This window comes from Mycetohabitans sp. B2, from assembly GCF_021733735.1.
Classification (GTDB): domain Bacteria; phylum Pseudomonadota; class Gammaproteobacteria; order Burkholderiales; family Burkholderiaceae; genus Mycetohabitans; species Mycetohabitans rhizoxinica.
The window spans coordinates 97,103-114,399 of sequence record NZ_JAHKSP010000001.1; the positions used below are offsets into that span (position 1 = coordinate 97,103).

7 protein-coding genes and 1 pseudogene are annotated in these 17,297 nt (G+C 62.7%); 6 read left to right on the top strand and 2 right to left on the bottom strand.

The genetic code is table 11. From position 1 onward, the window contains the following. Positions 1-72 precede the first annotated feature (72 nt). The 6 genes from KPG66_RS00435 (at position 73) to KPG66_RS00460 (ending at position 14,838) form a co-directional block, all read left to right on the top strand. On the top strand, positions 73-1,803 hold the full coding sequence (locus KPG66_RS00435) for an AMP-binding protein (protein ID WP_237069697.1): 1,731 nt from the start codon (positions 73-75) through the stop codon (positions 1,801-1,803). A gap of 625 nt (positions 1,804-2,428) precedes the next feature. Next, positions 2,429-3,568 (top strand): uroporphyrinogen decarboxylase, encoded by a 1,140-nt coding sequence (hemE, locus tag KPG66_RS00440; protein WP_237069698.1) that lies wholly within the window; start codon positions 2,429-2,431, stop codon positions 3,566-3,568. A gap of 456 nt (positions 3,569-4,024) precedes the next feature. Further along, the gene (locus KPG66_RS00445) at positions 4,025-6,316 is read left to right on the top strand and encodes a primosomal protein N' (RefSeq protein WP_237069699.1); all 2,292 of its coding nucleotides are present in this window, start codon (positions 4,025-4,027) and stop codon (positions 6,314-6,316) included. Positions 6,317-6,583: 267 nt separating this feature from the next. After that, positions 6,584-8,893 carry a molybdopterin oxidoreductase family protein gene (locus KPG66_RS00450; protein WP_237069700.1) on the top strand — a complete coding sequence of 770 codons (2,310 nt, stop codon included), beginning with the start codon at positions 6,584-6,586 and terminating at the stop codon, positions 8,891-8,893. Positions 8,894-9,673: 780 nt separating this feature from the next. Then, the gene (putA, locus tag KPG66_RS00455; protein ID WP_237069701.1) at positions 9,674-13,597 is read left to right on the top strand and encodes a trifunctional transcriptional regulator/proline dehydrogenase/L-glutamate gamma-semialdehyde dehydrogenase; all 3,924 of its coding nucleotides are present in this window, start codon (positions 9,674-9,676) and stop codon (positions 13,595-13,597) included. An 89-nt stretch (positions 13,598-13,686) separates the two neighbouring features. Continuing rightward, complete coding sequence (locus KPG66_RS00460; protein ID WP_013433920.1) at positions 13,687-14,838, top strand: branched-chain amino acid ABC transporter substrate-binding protein; 1,152 nt, start codon at positions 13,687-13,689, stop codon at positions 14,836-14,838. Between the two features lie 124 nt (positions 14,839-14,962). On the opposite strand, the pseudogene KPG66_RS00465 reads toward KPG66_RS00460, so the two are convergent. Both KPG66_RS00465 and KPG66_RS00470 read right to left on the bottom strand, forming a co-directional pair. Next, positions 14,963-16,175: pseudogene (locus KPG66_RS00465) on the bottom strand (L-serine ammonia-lyase). Positions 16,176-16,259: 84 nt separating this feature from the next. Further along, on the bottom strand, positions 16,260-17,273 hold the full coding sequence (locus tag KPG66_RS00470; protein WP_237069719.1) for an alginate lyase family protein: 1,014 nt from the start codon (positions 17,271-17,273) through the stop codon (positions 16,260-16,262). Positions 17,274-17,297 lie beyond the last annotated feature (24 nt).

Genomic DNA, 17,297 nt, shown 5'->3' on the forward strand with positions numbered 1-17,297 from the left:
CAATGCGATTGAAAGCTTCCCAATACGTAAAGGTCATCCTGAACGACTCAGCGGATGAAACCGGAGACGATAATGACCACTGCACTCGCCTTGCCGCCGGTACAAATCGAGCCCAAGAACGGCTTGTCCTACGTTCGTGGCCGTACCGATGTTCTACTGTCCGGGGCAACGGTGGGCGAGTTTCTTGGGCAGACCGCGCGATGCTTCGCTGACCATCTGGCCGTTGTGTTCCGGGAGCAGGGCGTGCGCTGGACGTGGCGGGAATTCTCCCAGGAGGTCGACGCGCTGGCGGCTGGGTTTGCGTCGCTGGACATCGGCCAGGGGGACCGGGTCGGCATTTGGTCGCCGAATCGCGTCGAATGGCTGGTCACGCAGTTTGCGACCGCGCGCATCGGCGCGATCCTCGTCAACATCAACCCCGCCTATCGGCTGGCCGAACTCGACTATGCGTTGAACAAAGTCGGCTGCCGCGCGATTGTGGCCGCGGAGCAATTCAAGATGTCGCGGTATCTCGAGATGCTGCAGACGCTTGCACCGGAACTTGCGCAGCACGCGCCGGGGGAATTGCAGGCGGCGCGCCTGCCCGAACTGCGCCACGTGATCAGGATGGGCGCCGGCCGGACGCCGGGCATGCTTTGCTACGACGATCTGGTGCAGCAAGGCCGCAGCCGCCTGGACATGGCGCACCTCGCCGCGATAAGCGGCACGCTCGACGCGCATGACCCGATCAACATCCAGTTCACTAGCGGCACCACCGGCAAGCCGAAGGGGGCGACGTTGACCCATCACAACATCGTCAATAACGCGCGCTTCATCGCGATGTCGATGCGTCTAACGGAGCAGGACCGGTTGTGCATCCCGGTGCCGCTGTATCACTGTTTCGGCATGGTGCTTGCGGTGCTCGCCTGTGTGTCCACTGGTGCCGCGATGGTATTCCCGGGGGAAGGATTCGATCCGGCGGCCACGCTTGCTGCAGTGTCGGACGAGCGATGCACGGCGCTACACGGCGTGCCGACGATGTTCATTGCCGAGCTCGACCACCCCGATTTCGAGCACTATGATTTGAGTCGGCTGCGCACCGGCATCATGGCTGGCTCGCCGTGTCCGATTGAAACGATGAAGCGGGTTGTCGCACGCATGCACCTGGGTGAGATCACGATTGCGTATGGGATGACCGAGACGAGCCCTGTCTCATTCCAGAGTGCGGCGTCGGACCCGCTCGAAAAGCGCACCACGACAGTGGGCCGGATTCAGCCGCACCTGGAGGCGAAGATCATCGATGCGCTGGGTAATATTGTGCCGGTCGGGCAGACTGGTGAGCTTTGCACCAAAGGCTATTCGGTAATGCAGGGCTATTGGGGCGACGACGAAAAGACGCGCGAGTCGATCATCGACGGCTGGATGCATACGGGTGACCTGGCGACGCTGGACGCGCAGGGGTATTGCAATATCGTAGGACGACTCAAGGACATGGTGATCCGTGGCGGCGAGAACATTTATCCGCGGGAGATCGAGGAATTATTGTTTCGGCATCCAAAGATACAGTCGGTGCAGGTCTTCGGGGTGCCGGACGCGAAATATGGGGAGGAACTGTGCGCCTGGATCGTGCTGCGGCCTGGCGAGACGGCGACCGCGGAGGATATCCGAGACTTTTGCCATGGCCAGATCGCTCACTACAAAATCCCGAATTACGTCCGATTCGTGTCGGACTTGCCGATGACGGTAACGGGCAAGGTGCAGAAATTCGTGATGCGCGCCAAAATGATTGACGAGTTGAAGCTATCGTCGGATAAGACCGCGTAGGCAGCCAGCGTGGGCAAAAAAAAGCGGGCTCGGAGCCCGCTAAAAACCACACGCTACGGGGTTAGCGCGAGGAGACCATGGGTGGCATTGTGTTACCGCGTCTGACGCGGTGCCAACAAAGATGCCCCTGCGCAGCAGAGCGTCGGCAGTGCCGACCGGTGTTCACGCGTCGCATCCGCTCATACGACACAGTAGACCGCATCCGTGTTGGAAACCAATGGAAGCATTTTGGGGGAAACCCGCCGCCCGTGGGGTAACAAAGTGTTTCAGGTTGTAACTTCCTTTCGTCTGCCATTTGCAAGTTATTTATTTCCGCAGCCTTTGCCTTTTAATTAAAATATTTGGACCACAGGTAGCCGATAGTGTGTGCGGCCGTTGCTACACGCGTGCGCTGCGGCCTTGTGTTACGGTCGTTCACGTTTTTCCACAAGCACCGCATGAACGGATCAAACGGGTCAAACCGTTCATTGCGTCTCCTTGGGACGGCGGGACCGGCATCGGAACCTGCTAGAGTCCTAACGTGCCGCATGCGTGCACGGCGCACTAACGCACCGAAACGTCGAAACGCTGAAACGCCGAGGCCCGTCCATCATAGGCGAGTCGGCATCCATTGCTCGAATCGCCGATGCGCGGCGCGCGTCCGTTAAAATGGTGCTTTTCCTGGGCAGAGCGTACCGTGCCTCACAATCTCGCCAACGACACTTTCCTGCGCGCGCTGCGGCGCGAACCGACCGAGTACACGCCGATCTGGTTGATGCGCCAGGCGGGCCGTTATCTTCCCGAGTACAACGCCACGCGCGCCCGTGCGGGCAGCTTCCTCGGTTTGGCCAAGCAGCCCGACTACGCAACCGAGGTGACGCTGCAGCCGCTCGATCGCTATGCGCTCGATGCGGCAATCCTATTTTCGGACATCCTGACGATCCCCGATGCGATGGGGCTGGGACTTGAATTTACGCCCGGCGAGGGCCCACGCTTTGCCCATCCGGTCCGCACCGAGGCCGACGTCGCCCGGCTCGCCGTGCCCGGCATCGATGCGACGTTGCGCTACGTGACCGATGCGGTTGCGCAGATCCGTCGCGCGCTGGTGGGCGCCGATGGCCGTCAGCGCGTGCCGCTGATCGGCTTCTCCGGGTCGCCGTGGACGCTAGCGTGCTACATGGTTGAGGGCGGTGGCAGTGACGATTTCCGTATCGTGAAATCGATGCTGTATGCCAGGCCCGATCTAATGCACCGGATCCTGGAGGTCAATGCGCGCGCGGTCGCCGATTATCTGAATGCACAGATTGATGCCGGCGCGCAAGCGGTGATGATCTTCGATACCTGGGGCGGCGTGCTGGCCGAGCGCATTTACCAGTCGTTTTCACTACAGTACATGTCCCAGGTCGTCGCGGCGCTCAAGCGTGAACATGATGGCGAGCCTGTCCCCGTAATTGCCTTTACCAAGGGCGGCGGGCAGTGGCTTGAGGCGATTGCCGCGAGCGGCGTCGATGCGGTGGGGCTGGACTGGACCGTCGATCTGGCGCGGGCACGGGCGCGAGTGGGCGGCCGGGTTGCCTTGCAGGGCAATCTTGACCCGAACGTGTTGTTTGCCCCGCCCGAGGTGATTCGCGCCCAGGCTCGTCAGGTGCTGGACGCCTACGGCAATCACCCGGGGCACATATTCAACCTCGGGCATGGCATTTCGCAATTCACGCCAGTGCAGGCGGTTACCGAACTGGTCGACGAAGTACACCAGTACAGCCGCGCAATGCGTGCCGTCGAATGATCGCCGGCCGTTGCTGCAATGCCATAGCGTGGACCCTGTTCGTCAGGGGCCTGGACTTGTGCAAACCGCGGTAGTAGCGACTTGTCAACACCTGCTGGCGGCCACTTATACACATTTTTTTGCCACCTTTGTCACATCGTGAATTTTGGCGTAGCAGAGTAGCATCACGCGCAAATTATTTTTCTAAATCCTTGATTTGTAAAATAATCTGGATCGAGCCGACGCAAAGCCCGATCTCGGCGAAATGTGCGTCGCTCGGCCGCTCCACGGGGGTGGCCGCGGGCTTTTACACAAAGTTATCCACAGGATGCCGAGCGATCATAAATTTTTACGATGAATCCATGGCTTAGCGGTGGTTGCGATGTTTTACTTTAACTTTACGCCGCCTTGTCTCCCCTCTCGGTGACGCTTCGCCGCGCCGGCTCGGATCGCCGTGGCTGCGCCGACACACGACCCATGCAACCGACGCTTTTTCGTTACGTTCGAGTCGCGCTGGACCATCCGCTTTCGGCACTGTACGACTACCGCTGGACTTTGCCGTCGCAGCCGCTGCCCGGCATGCTCGTGCAAGTGCCATTTGGCCGCCGGCAGATAGTGGGACTGGTCATCGAGGTCGCGGATGCGACTGACGTGCCAGAGGATCGATTGCGAGACGTCCAAAGCGCGTGCATCGATTGTCCGCCGCTGGACGCAAACTGGCTTCAATTGATCGCGTTTGCTGCGGATTACTATCAGCGCGGCCGCGGCGAAGTGGCGTTGCCAGCGTTGCCGCAGGCGTTGCGCGATGCGGCCCGTTGGCCACGGCTGTTCGCGCGTGAGCCGGTCTATCGGCTGACGACGGCCGGGCGCGATAGGTTGCCTGACGCGTTGCCGGCCCGCGCGACGGCGTTGCGACGGCTCGCCCAGGCATTGTTGCGGGCGGACACGCTGGGCGCTGACGATGCCCGCGCGATCCACCCGAAGGCCGTTGCGACGCTCGAGCAGTGGCAGGAGCACGGATGGGTTCACGTGCAATGGCGCGGCGCCGTCGAGGCATTGGAAATGAGCGACACGACGCAGCCGCCGGGGCGGCCCGGGCACGATGTCTCGTCGCGGCTGGACCCGTGCGCGGTGCCCGAGCTTAATGCTGAACAGCGGGCGGCGGTCGAGGCGATCGACGCCGCCCGAGGCTTCGCGCCGTTCGTATTGCATGGCGTGACCGGCAGTGGCAAAACTGAGGTGTATCTGCACAGTTTGGCTGCCTTGTTCGCCCGTCGGCCCGATGCGCAGGCGCTGGTGATGGTGCCGGAGATCAACTTAACGCCGCAGTTCGAAGCGGTATTCCGGGCGCGTTTTTCGCACTGGCCGGCCACCGCTTTGGTGACTTTGCACAGTGGTCTGGCGGACGGTGAGCGAGCGCGTAATTGGCTGGCGGCGCACGCCGCCGGTGCGCGGATCGTGCTGGGCACGCGGATGGCGGTGCTCGCGTCGCTGCCGCGGCTGGCACTGATTATCGTCGATGAGGAACACGAGCCCGCCTATAAGCAGCAAGAAGGGCTGCGCTACTCCGCACGGGACCTGGCGGTGTGGCGGGCCAAGCAGTTGAGCGTCTCCGTCGTGCTCGGCTCGGCCACGCCGTCGCTCGAAACATGGTGGCATGCGTGCCAGTGCCGCTACACGACGTTGGCGTTGTCGCGGCGCGCGGTAGCGGACGCGACGTTGCCTCGGGTCAGGCTAATCGACATGGAGGCGGAGAAACAGACGGGTCGCCATCGCGCGGATGGGTTATCGATGCCGCTCGTGAAAGCGTTGCAAGAGCGCTTGGCGCGTGGCGAACAAAGCCTGGTGTTCCTGAACCGCCGGGGCTACGCGCCGGTGCTGGCCTGCGACGCGTGTGGCTGGGTCGCAGGCTGCCCGCGCTGCAGCGCGTATGTGGTGCTGCACAGGCCCGAGCAGCGCATGCGATGCCATCACTGCGGTGGGGAAAGTCGCATCCCGCGAGCATGCCCGGCGTGTGGCAACGTCGATCTAGCGCCGTTCGGCCGCGGTACGCAACGTATCGAGGAGGCGCTCGGTGCGGCGGTGCCCGGTGCGCGAGTGTTGCGCATCGATGCGGATAGCACGCGGCGCAAGGGCAGTGCACAGGCGTTGTTGTCCGGGGTGCATGCCGGCGATGTCGATATCCTGGTTGGCACACAGATGATCGCGAAGGGACATGACTTTCAACGGGTCACGCTGGTCGGCGTGCTGAATGCGGATGCCGCGTTGTTCTCGCATGATTTTCGCGCGGGAGAACGGCTGTTCGCGCAATTGATGCAAGTCTCGGGCCGGGCTGGGCGGGGCGGCACCCACGGCGAGGTGCTGATCCAAACCGGGCATGCGCGGCACGCGTTATATGCGGCGCTGGCGCGCCACGATTACGTGGGCTTTGCCGAGACGACACTGGCCGAGCGGCGCGACGCGCATCTGCCGCCCTTCGTTTTTCAGGCACTGCTGCGCGCCGAAGCGCGCGGCTTGGACGATGCGCTGCGGTTTCTCAATGAGGCTGCCGCGATACTTGACGCGGTACCCGGCGCCGAGTGCGTGACGCGCTATGATCCGGTGCCGCTGAACATCGTCAAGGTGATGCACGTGCACCGCGCACAGCTGCTGCTCGAAAGCGCTTCGCGTGCCGCGCTGCAGCGTACGCTGCACGCGTGGGTGCCGCGGTTGCGCGAACTCAAAGGGGCGCTGCGCTGGAATGTGGAAGTCGATCCGCTGGATATCTGAGCGTGTATGGCGTGGCGCCGGCGAAACCAACAGTGAAAGAACCCATCGGCCTGTTCAAAACAACTTGGCCACTACAAAGCGCTCTTTCGTGTTCATCTTCATCTTTGAGAACGAACTTTACTAGGTTCCGACTGGCCCTATTTGTGCCGAAGGCAAGTCACCCCGACGGGGTTGGGGTAACCGTGACGATTCTGACGCTGACCGTGTTGTTGCGTTACGTGGGAATATGGGTTGCTCTTCCAAAAGAAATGTTTAGGGAGAGCGAGCATGGAGCCCCGTCAGGATCAGAATATCAGTTGTCTCGGTGAACCTGATCGGTGGGTTCATTCCGCGTGCATACTTTGTTCTAATGGCTGCGGTCTGGAAATCGCTGTCAAGGACGAGCGCATCGTGGGTGTTCGCGGCAAGCTAGACCATCCGGTGAATTTCGGGCACCTTGGCCCCAAGGGCAAGCATGCCTGGGTGGCGAACGAAAGTCGCCGACGCGGGCGGCAACCGATGGTCCGGCGTGCCAAGGGTGCGCCGCTAGAGCCGGTGAGTTGGGATGAGGCGCTGGCCTTTTTTATGCAAAAATTTCAAGATGCGTGGGAACAGGGCCACGGGAATCTCGCGTGCTACAACTCCGGACAACTGACCTTGGAGGAGTTCTATACCCTGGGTAAGCTTTGGCGAGGCGGCCTGCAGTCGTCAAACATTGATGGCAACACGCGGCTGTGCACAGCGACTGCGGCCACTGGGCTGATGGCCAATTTTGGCGCCGATGGTCCCGCTGCTTCCTACGTCGACATTGATGAGGCAGAACTCCTATGCCTCTATGGCCACAATGTTGCCGAGGCTCAGACGGTGTTGTGGGAGCGGATGCTCGCGGCAAAACAACGCAACCAGGGCCGTATCATTGTAGTGGATCCGCGCAAGAGTCCGACTGTGCGCCAGGGAGCGGACCTCCATTTACAAATCCGAATTGGCACCAACGTGGCGCTGATGAACGGGCTGATCCACCTGCTAATTCGCAACGGCGCGGTCGATCTCGATTTTGTGCGCAAGCACACGGTCGGTTTCGAGCTGATGCAGTCGGTCGTGGCCGAATATTCGCCGCAGCGCGTGGCCGACATCTGCGGTATTGAGATCACCGCGCTGGAGACGGCGGCGCAATGGATAGGCAGTACAGAGCGCATGGTTTCTACCGTGCTGCAGGGGTTTTATCAGGCTGTGGAGGCGACCGCATCCTCTTCCTTGGTCAACAGTGTGCATCTGCTGCGCGGTGCCATCGGCAAGCGCGGCGCGGGCCCCTTGTTAATGGCGGGACAGCCCTCCGCCATGTCGAACCGGGAAGCTGGGGCGGACGGCTCCTACCCCGGCTATCGTAATCCCCATAACCTCACCCATATGCGGGAGCTGGCCGAACTCTGGAATATCGACCCCGTTACGTTCCACCCTGAGGTACCGAAAGATATCGTCACGATGCTCGAAACCGCCGAGCGCGGGGAGATTGAATTCCTGTGGGTGATCGGCACTAATCCAATTGTCAGCCTGCCTGACCAGAATCGTACGCGGCGCATCCTGGAGCAGTTGTTCGTGGTCGTACAGGATCCTTTTGTCGACGCTGACACGATTGCTTTGGCCGACATTTACTTTCCCGTGGCCATGTGGGGCGAAAAGACGGGCTGCGTGACAAATGCTGACCGCACTGTCAATTTATTATGCAAAGCCGTCGAACCGCCGGGACAGGCCCGCACCGACCTCGAAATCTTCGTCGAGGTCGCACACCGTCTTGGTTTTAAGGATCGGGACGGCAAACCGCTAATCGGCTATCGGGAACCATCGGAGGCGTTCGACGAGTGGCGCCGCGTGTCCAAGGGCCGGCCGTGCGATTACTCAGGAATGACCTACGAGTTGTTGTTGAAGAAGGGCGGCGTGCGCTGGCCCTGCAACGAACAGCACCCGGAGGGCAGCGAGCGGCTATATGAGGATCTACATTTTTGGACCGGGATTGACGACTGCGAAAGCTACGGCGCCGATTTTCTCACCGGCAGCAAGCACACGCGCGCGCAATACAAGGCCATCGATCCCAACGGGCGTGCTTTCCTGCGGCCAGCGCAATGGCGCCGGCCGCCCAACCCGCCAAGCGAGTCATATCCCTTCGTTTTGTCGACAGGGCGTGTTGTCTACCATTTCCACACGCGAACCAAGACCGGACGTTCTGAAGCGCTGCATCGGCGTGTGCCGAATGCCTATGTTGAAATCCATCCCGACGATGCGCAACGGCTGGGCATTTGTCTTGGAGACTGGGTGGAAGTGTCGTCGATGCGCGGGCGATGGGAAGGGCCGGCGATGGTCGTCGACACGGTGCGGCCCGGAGAATTGTTTATTCCCTTCCATTTCGGCAAAGGCCATCAAGCGGCCAATCAACACACGACCTATGCCCGCGATCCTGTCAGCCAACAGCCGCAGTTTAAGTCGTCCCCAGTCCAGTTAAAGTGGCTGAGCTTTGCGGAACCGGAGCCCTGGCTGGTTGAGCGTCGGAATGACTTGCAGAATAGGAATATGAAGCCGTATGCTGCCAGAGATATTCGATAAGCGACTCTCCTCGCTCTATCGCATGAATGCGATAAAGCCCGCGTTCGTCGGCTGCACTGTACCCAAGCAAAGATGGCCAACACTTGACCTGTCCGAGAAAGTTAGACGACTACAGTGCGCCGCAGTTTGACTGGACCGGATCGCACGGCAGCGCCGACGGCGCCTGTCCTGGACGATCGGAGCGGAAAGACAGAAATCGGAACGGAAAGACCGAGCCGAAAGGCGGAGACGAGCGGCACCGTCAACGCAGTAGCCGGCTGCGCGCTGCCAGTGCGCGTGTCCGGTAGCTACTGGGCTGTTTCCGGCCAATGAATTCCCCGGTGACGGGCGAGCGCCGCAGCGGCGTGTGTGTCGGCGAGCCGATGCGGGTGTACGGCAGTTGTGCCGATTGCCGGCACCGCGACGCCGACGCAAAAAGTCTCGAGCACACCATGGCAGGTCTCTCCGTGTTTAGTTTCTGCTTGGGTCCTGGCGTGGCCGATAGCCGCCGACGCTGGCCCGACGATTAACTCGTATCGACGCGCGACGAGTGTGATGCGCTTGTCTCGTCTTGCTGCGCCCTCCCTCTTGTTAACGGCGGTGCCTCTCGCCTCGATGACTAGGGAAAACACCGACGCCTAGCCGCTTGATTTGTTGCGGGCGAAACTTCTTAACCCCTTGTAAATAAACAATTTATGGAGCGGCAACCTTCAGCCGGAAAAGATTGCACCTTTTTAATGTACAAAGTACGATCAGCCAGATTTTTTCGAGTGGTCCGGCGGCAACGCCGATAAAGGAATCATGGCTAGCACCACCCTTGGCGTTAAGGTCGACGATCCGCTGCGGACCCGACTTAAAGAAGCGGCCCTGCGTCTGGAGCGCACGCCGCACTGGCTGATCAAGCAGGCAATTTTCGCGTACCTGGAGAAAATCGAGCATGGGACGCTGCCCCCCGAGTTGTCGCTGTCCCATGAAGTAGCTGACGCCGGCGAGTCGGGCATCGAACCGAACGACGACGCGTCGCACCCGTTCCTGGAACTTGCGCAGAACGTGCAACCGCAGTCGGTGCTGCGTGCGGCGATCACCGCGGCCTATCGACGTCCGGAGCCGGAGTGTGTGCCGTTCCTAATCGGGCAAGCGCGGCTGGCGCCGCCGCTGGCCAGCGACGTGCAGGTGCTCGCCACGCGCTTGGTCGAGGCGTTGCGCGCCAAGCGTACCGGCGGTGGCGTCGAAGGATTGATCCATGAGTTCTCGCTGTCGAGCCAGGAAGGCGTTGCGCTGATGTGTCTGGCCGAGGCGCTGCTGCGGATTCCGGACCGGGCCACGCGCGATGCGCTGATCCGCGACAAGATCAGCAAGGGCGACTGGAAGTCGCATGTCGGCCATGCCCCATCACTGTTCGTGAACGCCGCGACATGGGGCCTGATGATCACTGGCAAGCTGGTTGAGACCAACAGCGAAGCGGGCCTGTCGCGCGCACTTACGCGGATGATCGGCAAGGGTGGCGAGCCGTTGATCCGCAAGGGCGTGGACATGGCAATGCGGTTGATGGGCGAGCAGTTCGTCACCGGCGAGACGATTTCCGAGGCATTGGCGAACAGCCGAAAATACGAGGCGCGCGGCTTCCGCTATTCGTATGACATGCTCGGCGAGGCGGCAACGACCGAGAAAGACGCTCAGCACTACTATGCATTGTACGAACAGGCGATCCATGCGATTGGCAAGGCCGCTGGCGGGCGTGGCATCTACGACGGACCGGGGATCTCGATCAAGCTGTCGGCGTTGCATGCGCGATACTCGCGCGCGCAGTACGAGCGCGTGATGAGCGAGTTGCTGCCGCGAGTGCGAGCGCTGGCGCGCCTGGCGCGCCGCTACGACATCGGCCTGAACATCGATGCGGAGGAAGCGGACCGGCTGGAGATCTCGCTGGATCTGCTCGAGGCGTTGTGCTCCGATCCGGAGCTGGCCGGCTGGAACGGCATCGGCTTTGTCGTGCAGGCGTACCAGAAGCGCTGTCCGTTCGTGATCGACTATTTGATCGATCTGGCCCGCCGCAGCCGACATCGCCTGATGGTGCGGCTGGTCAAGGGCGCGTACTGGGACAGCGAGATCAAGCGGGCGCAGGTGAATGGGCTCGAAGGCTACCCCGTCTACACCCGCAAGGTCTACACCGACGTGTCCTATCTCGCGTGTGCAAAGAAACTGCTGGGCGTGCCCGGTGCGGTGTACCCTCAATTCGCCACGCACAACGCCCACACGTTGTCGGCGATCTACCATTTGGCGGGCCAGAACTATTATCCGGGCCAGTACGAGTTCCAGTGCCTGCACGGGATGGGTGAGCCGCTATACGAGGAAGTGACCGGCCGCGGCAAGCTCAATCGTCCATGCCGCGTGTATGCACCGGTTGGCACCCATGAGACACTGCTCGCGTACCTAGTGCGTCGGCTGCTGGAGAACGGTGCGAACACATCGTTCGTGAACCGGATTGCCGATGAGTCGGTGCCGGTGGCCGAGCTGGTGGCGGATCCTGCCGACGAGGCATCACGGATTGTGCCGCTCGGTGCGCCGCACCCGAAGATTCCGTTGCCGCGCGCGCTGTATGGCAGCGAACGGGCCAACTCAATGGGGCTGGACCTGTCCAACGAGCATCGCCTCGCATCGCTGTCGTCAGCATTACTTGCGAGCACCAACGTGATGTGGCATGCCGCACCGACGCTGCAGCCCGGCGAGGTGGTGAGCGGCACGCCGCGTCTGGTGCGCAACCCCGCCGATCAGCGCGACGTGGTTGGCACGGTGGTGGACGCGACAGCAGAGCACGTGCAAGCCGCGCTCGCTAACGCGCTCGCCACCGCGCCGATCTGGCAGGCCACGCCCGTGCAGGCGCGCGCCGACTGCCTAACCCGCGCCGCTGACCTGCTCGAAGCGCAGATCCATACGCTGATGGGGCTGGTCGTGCGCGAGGCGGGCAAATCGCTGCCGAATGCGATTGCCGAGATCCGCGAGGCGATTGATTTTCTGCGCTACTACGCGAGCCAGATCCGCGGCGAGTTTTCCAACGACACGCACCGTCCGCTTGGGCCGATCGTCTGTATCAGTCCATGGAACTTCCCGCTGGCGATCTTCATGGGCCAGGTCGCGGCGGCGTTGGCCGCCGGCAATACGGTGCTGGCGAAACCCGCCGAGCAGACGCCGCTGATCGCCGCGCAGGCGGTGCGTCTCCTGCACGAGGCTGGCGTTCCCACTGGCGCCGTGCAATTGCTGCCCGGCGACGGGGAGACGGTGGGCGCTGCGCTGGTCGCCGATCCGCGTACCCGTGGCGTGATGTTTACCGGCTCCACCGAGGTCGCACGCCTCATCAATCGTACGCTATCCGAACGGCTGGATCCGGACGGTAAGCCGATTCCGCTGATCGCCGAGACCGGCGGCCAGAATGCGATGATCGTTGACTCGTCGGCGCTGCCCGAGCAGGTCGTCGCGGACGTGCTGCAGTCGGCGTTCGACTCGGCCGGCCAGCGGTGCTCGGCGCTACGCGTGTTGTGCCTGCAGGATGACGTGGCGCAGCACACGTTGCAGATGCTGACCGGCGCAATGCGCGAATTGTCGATTGGCAATCCAGATCGTCTATCCACCGATATCGGCCCGGTCATCGATGCCGAAGCCAAGCGTGGCATCGAAGCGCATATCGCGACGATGCGCGATAAGGGCCGCAAGGTGTTCCAATTGCCGCTGCCGGACAGCTGTCAGCATGGCATGTTCGTGCCGCCGACACTGATTGAGATTGACAGCATCGACGAGTTGGAGCGCGAGGTGTTCGGGCCGGTGCTGCATGTGGTGCGCTACCGCCGCCATGCGCTGGAATCGCTGCTGGAGGCCATCCGTGCGACCGGCTATGGGCTGACGCTGGGGGTCCACACGCGAATCGATGAGACGATCGGCCACGTCATCGAGCGCGTGCATGTGGGCAATATCTATGTGAACCGCAACGTGATCGGCGCGGTGGTCGGCGTGCAGCCGTTCGGCGGAGAAGGGCTCTCGGGCACCGGGCCGAAGGCGGGCGGACCGCTGTACCTGTATCGGCTGCTGGCTAAGCGTCCGAACGGCATACCCGCGTCGCTGGCCAGGTCGCTGAGCGAGGAGACGCCGGCCGACGGCGGACCGGCGGCAGCGCTCACGGCGTTTCGCGACTGGTTGCTCGGCGAGCGCGATGTCCAGCTCGCTGCCCGTTGCGACGGCTACCTGAGCCAGGTGCTCGCCGGTGCCACGGCCACGCTGCCGGGCCCGACCGGGGAGCGCAACACTTATGCGCTCAGCGCACGTGGCACGGTATTATGCATCGCGTCGACGGCCAGCGGCGCACGCGCACAGCTGGCGGCGGTGCTGGCCACCGGCAACCGCGCGTTGTTCATCGGCGCGAGCGGCGAGCAACTGGTCGGTGCGTTGCCAGTCGCGTTGCGCAGCTACGCGGCGGTGAGCCGCGACGGTGACCTCAGCGTCGAGTATGATGCCGTGCTGTTTGAGGGCGACAGCGATGCGTTGCAATCGCTAGTACGGCAGATCGCCGCGCGCGGCGGCCCGATCGTCAGCGTGCAGAGTGTTGCGACCGGCGCGTTCGACGAGGATGCCTTCGGCGACGACTATGCGCTTGAGCGGCTGTTGACTGAGCGTTCGGTGAGCGTCAACACGGCTGCGGCGGGCGGTAATGCCAGTTTGATGACAATCGGCTGAATACCATTTGGTCGCTTGACACAAAGTGAGGCGGGGCACGGCGGACGCCGGGCGACGCCTCACCCTTAAAGCCAAAAGGAGATGTCTCGATGGAGCACACGATGAAAAAGCTGACGGGCGCGACGTTGTTCGCCGCCTTGTCGGTCGCGGGGAGCGTAGCGCACGCGCAGCAGACAGAGCAAGTGAAGGTGGGCTTTGCCGCACCGATGACCGGCGCCCAGGCGCACTATGGCAAGGACATGCAGAACGGCATCGTGCTCGCGATCGAAGACTTCAATGCAACCAAGCCGGTGCTCGGCGGCAAGCCGGTGCAAATCGTGCTGGACACCGGCGATGACCAGGCCGACCCGCGTACCGGCACAACCGTTGCGCAAAAGCTCGTTGATGATGGTATCAAGGGCATGCTCGGCCATTTCAACTCTGGGACGACGATTCCGGCATCGCGCATCTATGCGAATGCCGGGATTGCGCAGATCGCGATGGCAACCGCGCCGGAATACACGCAGCAGGGCTACAAAACGACGTTCCGGATGATGACTTCCGACACGCAGCAAGGCTCGGTGGCTGGCACGTTTGCGGCGAGGACGCTGAAACTGAAGAAGGTTGTGATTATCGACGACCGAACCGCGTATGGCCAGGGCCTGGCCGATCAGTTCGAGAAGGCCGCGAAGGCCTCGGGCGCGAAGATCCTGGAGCGCGAGTACACGAACGACAAAGCGGTCGATTTCAAGGCGATCCTCACCAAGGTGAAATCGTTGACGCCGGATCTAGTCTACTATGGCGGCGCGGACGCGCAAGCCGGCCCGATGGTCAAGCAAATGAAGGCGCTAGGGATCAAAACGCCGCTGATGGCCGGCGAAATGGTCAAGACCGACACGTTCCTGAAGCTTGCGGGCGACGCCGCCAACGGCACGATCGCGTCGCTGGCAGGCCTGCCGCTGGAAGAAATGCCGGGGGGCAAGGACTATGTCGCGAAGTACAAGAAGCGTTTTGGCGAAGAGGTACAGACCTATTCGCCGTATGCGTACGATGGCGCGATGGCCCTGTTCGAAGCGATGAAGAAGGCCAACTCGACCGATCCGGCGAAGTACCTGCCGGCGTTGGCGAGGACCGACATGTCGGGCGTCACGGCCAAGCACGTCGCGTATGACGCGAAGGGTGACCTAAAGAACGGTGGCATCACGCTGTACAAGGTCGTCAACGGCCAATGGACCCCGCTGCAAAGCGTGGGCGGTAAGTAAGTCGCCGCTGAGCGCCCGTGCGTGGATGACTCGGGCGGGCGGGTCGAACGGCAGCGTGAATGCACGGGCCCCCGAGCGGGGCTCGTTGCTTTGGTGCAGTCGGATAGCCCGGATTGATACTGCGTCAGCACTCGACGATGTTCACGGCGAGGCCGCCGCGGGACGTCTCCTTGTACTTCGTTTTCATGTCGGCGCCGGTTTCGCGCATTGTCTTGATCACCGAATCGAGCGACACGTAGTGCGAGCCGTCGCCGCGCAGTGCCATCCGCGCGGCATTGACGGCCTTGACCGAGGCCATCGCATTGCGCTCAATGCAGGGGATTTGCACCATGCCGCCCACCGGGTCGCAGGTCAATCCCAGGTTGTGCTCCATGCCGATCTCCGCTGCATTCTCGACTTGCGCGGGCGTGGCCCCCATGACCGCGGCCAGCGCGCCGGCCGCCATCGAGCAGGCGACCCCGACCTCGCCCTGGCAACCGACCTCGGCACCGGAGATCGATGCATTGAGCTTGTACAGGATGCCGATCGCGCCGGCGGTCAACAGAAAATCGATGACGCCCGTGTCATTTGCGTCGGGCACGAACCGCGTGTAGTAATGCAGCACGGCTGGGATGATTCCAGCTGCGCCGTTCGTTGGCGCTGTCACCACACGGGCCCCGGCTGCGTTTTCCTCGTTGACCGCAATCGCGTACAAATTGATCCAATCGACCATCGACAGCGGATCGCGCAATGCCACCTCGGGCTTGCCCGACAGGTCGCGATACAACTGCGGCGCCCGCCGGCGCACTTGGAACGGGCCCGGCAGGTTGCCGTCTGCTGCAGGATTGCCGATGCCACAACCGCGCGCGACGCATGACTGCATCACGCCCCAAATACGCAGCAGATCGGCACGGATCGCGTCGTCGCTGCGCCATACCCGCTCGTTCTCGAACATCAGCTGCGCGATGGTGCGCCCAGTTTGCGTACATCGCTGCAACAACTCGCTGCCGGTAGAACACGATGTGCTCCTTCGGCAGAAACGGAACTGGATGCGCGCCGAGCAGCGCAAGTGTGCGCGACGAGGCGACATGCTCGAGCTTGTCCGCGATCGCCTCGGCCTGCACGGTGTCCGGTGCCTCGCCAAGCAGGCCGAGCATGACGCCACGGTCGGTGCCATGGCCCTTGCCAGTCGCGCCGAGCGAGCCATAGAGTTCGACCTTGACCGATGCGGTGGCCGGCAGCAAGAGGTCGCGCTGCAAGCCTTGCGCGAACAGCAGTGCGGCGCGCATCGGGCCGACCGTGTGCGAGCTTGACGGGCCAATGCCAATCTTGAACAAATCGAATACGCTGACGGCCATGGCGACTCCAGAAGTGTCACGCCACGCCCGCGGCTGGGTCAGCGGGGCAGGCGGTTGCAATGTCGATGTTGCGCCCGCGTTGTTTCATCGCTCGCTCGAGCGCGCGGGCAGTGGCAGGCATGCGGCGAGCCACGGCGGCGGCACCGGCGCCAGGTGCAGTGCCACCGGCTGGTACCGCCCGTTTAGCCGCGCGGCGAGATGAAACAGCTCTGCCGCGCTGCGAGGGTCCCACGTGCCACTGAAGCTGCGCAATCCGGCGGCGCGGCGTGTTTCATCGAACGGCACGCGGCTGTGGACGAACTCCTCATGGCTCGCGCGGCCGAGCGCATACGGGACGAGCCAATCGAGCGCGTGCTCCAGCGTCGCCCCGGAGGCGCTGCGCTCGCGCAGCCAGTTGCGGTTGTGCCGGCGCGCGGCCAGCGCGGCCATCACCAACGGCTGCAAATCATAGGTCACGTAGTGCAGCGCGTCGCGCTCGCCAAAATCTCGTGTTGTGCCATCCGGGGCAATGTTTGTGCCGACTTGTTCCACGAACAACTGCTGCGCGGCATCGATCAACTTGCGATCATCCAGTGTGAACGCGGCCATCGCGATCAGCTTGACGCGATGGCTCTGCCAGTTGTTCGCGAACGTATGTCGGAGTGGCCGGGGCTGACTGTCGATGCGCTCGACATAGCCGCGCGCCAGTTTGCGCAGGAACGCGATCGTCGCGTTGCGAGTCTTGACCGGCAGTGCGCTGGCGGTCAGGTCATACGCGAGAATCAAGCCATCGAGCTTCGTCTCGTCGATCGGATTGAAACTTGGCTGGTAAGTCGTGACCCAGGCGTCAAGCAGGCGCGCGACATAACGCAGGAAGCGCTCGTCGCCGGTTGCGCGCCACGCGAGCGCGGCGTTGCGCATCAGCTGGAAATCCTTTTGTGCGTTGACAGTTTGGTCGTAGAGGCCCTGGTGGGGCAGCGTGCCTTCGGTATGCAACCGAGCTACCGCGCGCGGCGCGTCGCTGAGCCCTACCAAGGTCTGTTGTACCAGCGCACGCACCCCGGGGTCGGCATGGGTGCGCTCGCTGTTCTGCAGTGCCGGCGCCGCGCAAAAGTTCATCGCCGCGCGCGCCGGCACCGCGCA

What these genes read in the sequence shown, in the direction of transcription:
- KPG66_RS00435 (WP_237069697.1), top strand. Translation starts at nt 73, where the DNA reads ATGACCACTGCACTCGCCTTGCCGCCGGTACAAATCGAGCCCAAGAAC.
- hemE (WP_237069698.1), top strand. Translation starts at nt 2,429, where the DNA reads ATGCGCGGCGCGCGTCCGTTAAAATGGTGCTTTTCCTGGGCAGAGCGT.
- KPG66_RS00445 (WP_237069699.1), top strand. Translation starts at nt 4,025, where the DNA reads ATGCAACCGACGCTTTTTCGTTACGTTCGAGTCGCGCTGGACCATCCG.
- KPG66_RS00450 (WP_237069700.1), top strand. Translation starts at nt 6,584, where the DNA reads ATGGAGCCCCGTCAGGATCAGAATATCAGTTGTCTCGGTGAACCTGAT.
- putA (WP_237069701.1), top strand. Translation starts at nt 9,674, where the DNA reads ATGGCTAGCACCACCCTTGGCGTTAAGGTCGACGATCCGCTGCGGACC.
- KPG66_RS00460 (WP_013433920.1), top strand. Translation starts at nt 13,687, where the DNA reads ATGGAGCACACGATGAAAAAGCTGACGGGCGCGACGTTGTTCGCCGCC.
- KPG66_RS00470 (WP_237069719.1), bottom strand. Translation starts at nt 17,273, where the DNA reads ATGAACTTTTGCGCGGCGCCGGCACTGCAGAACAGCGAGCGCACCCAT.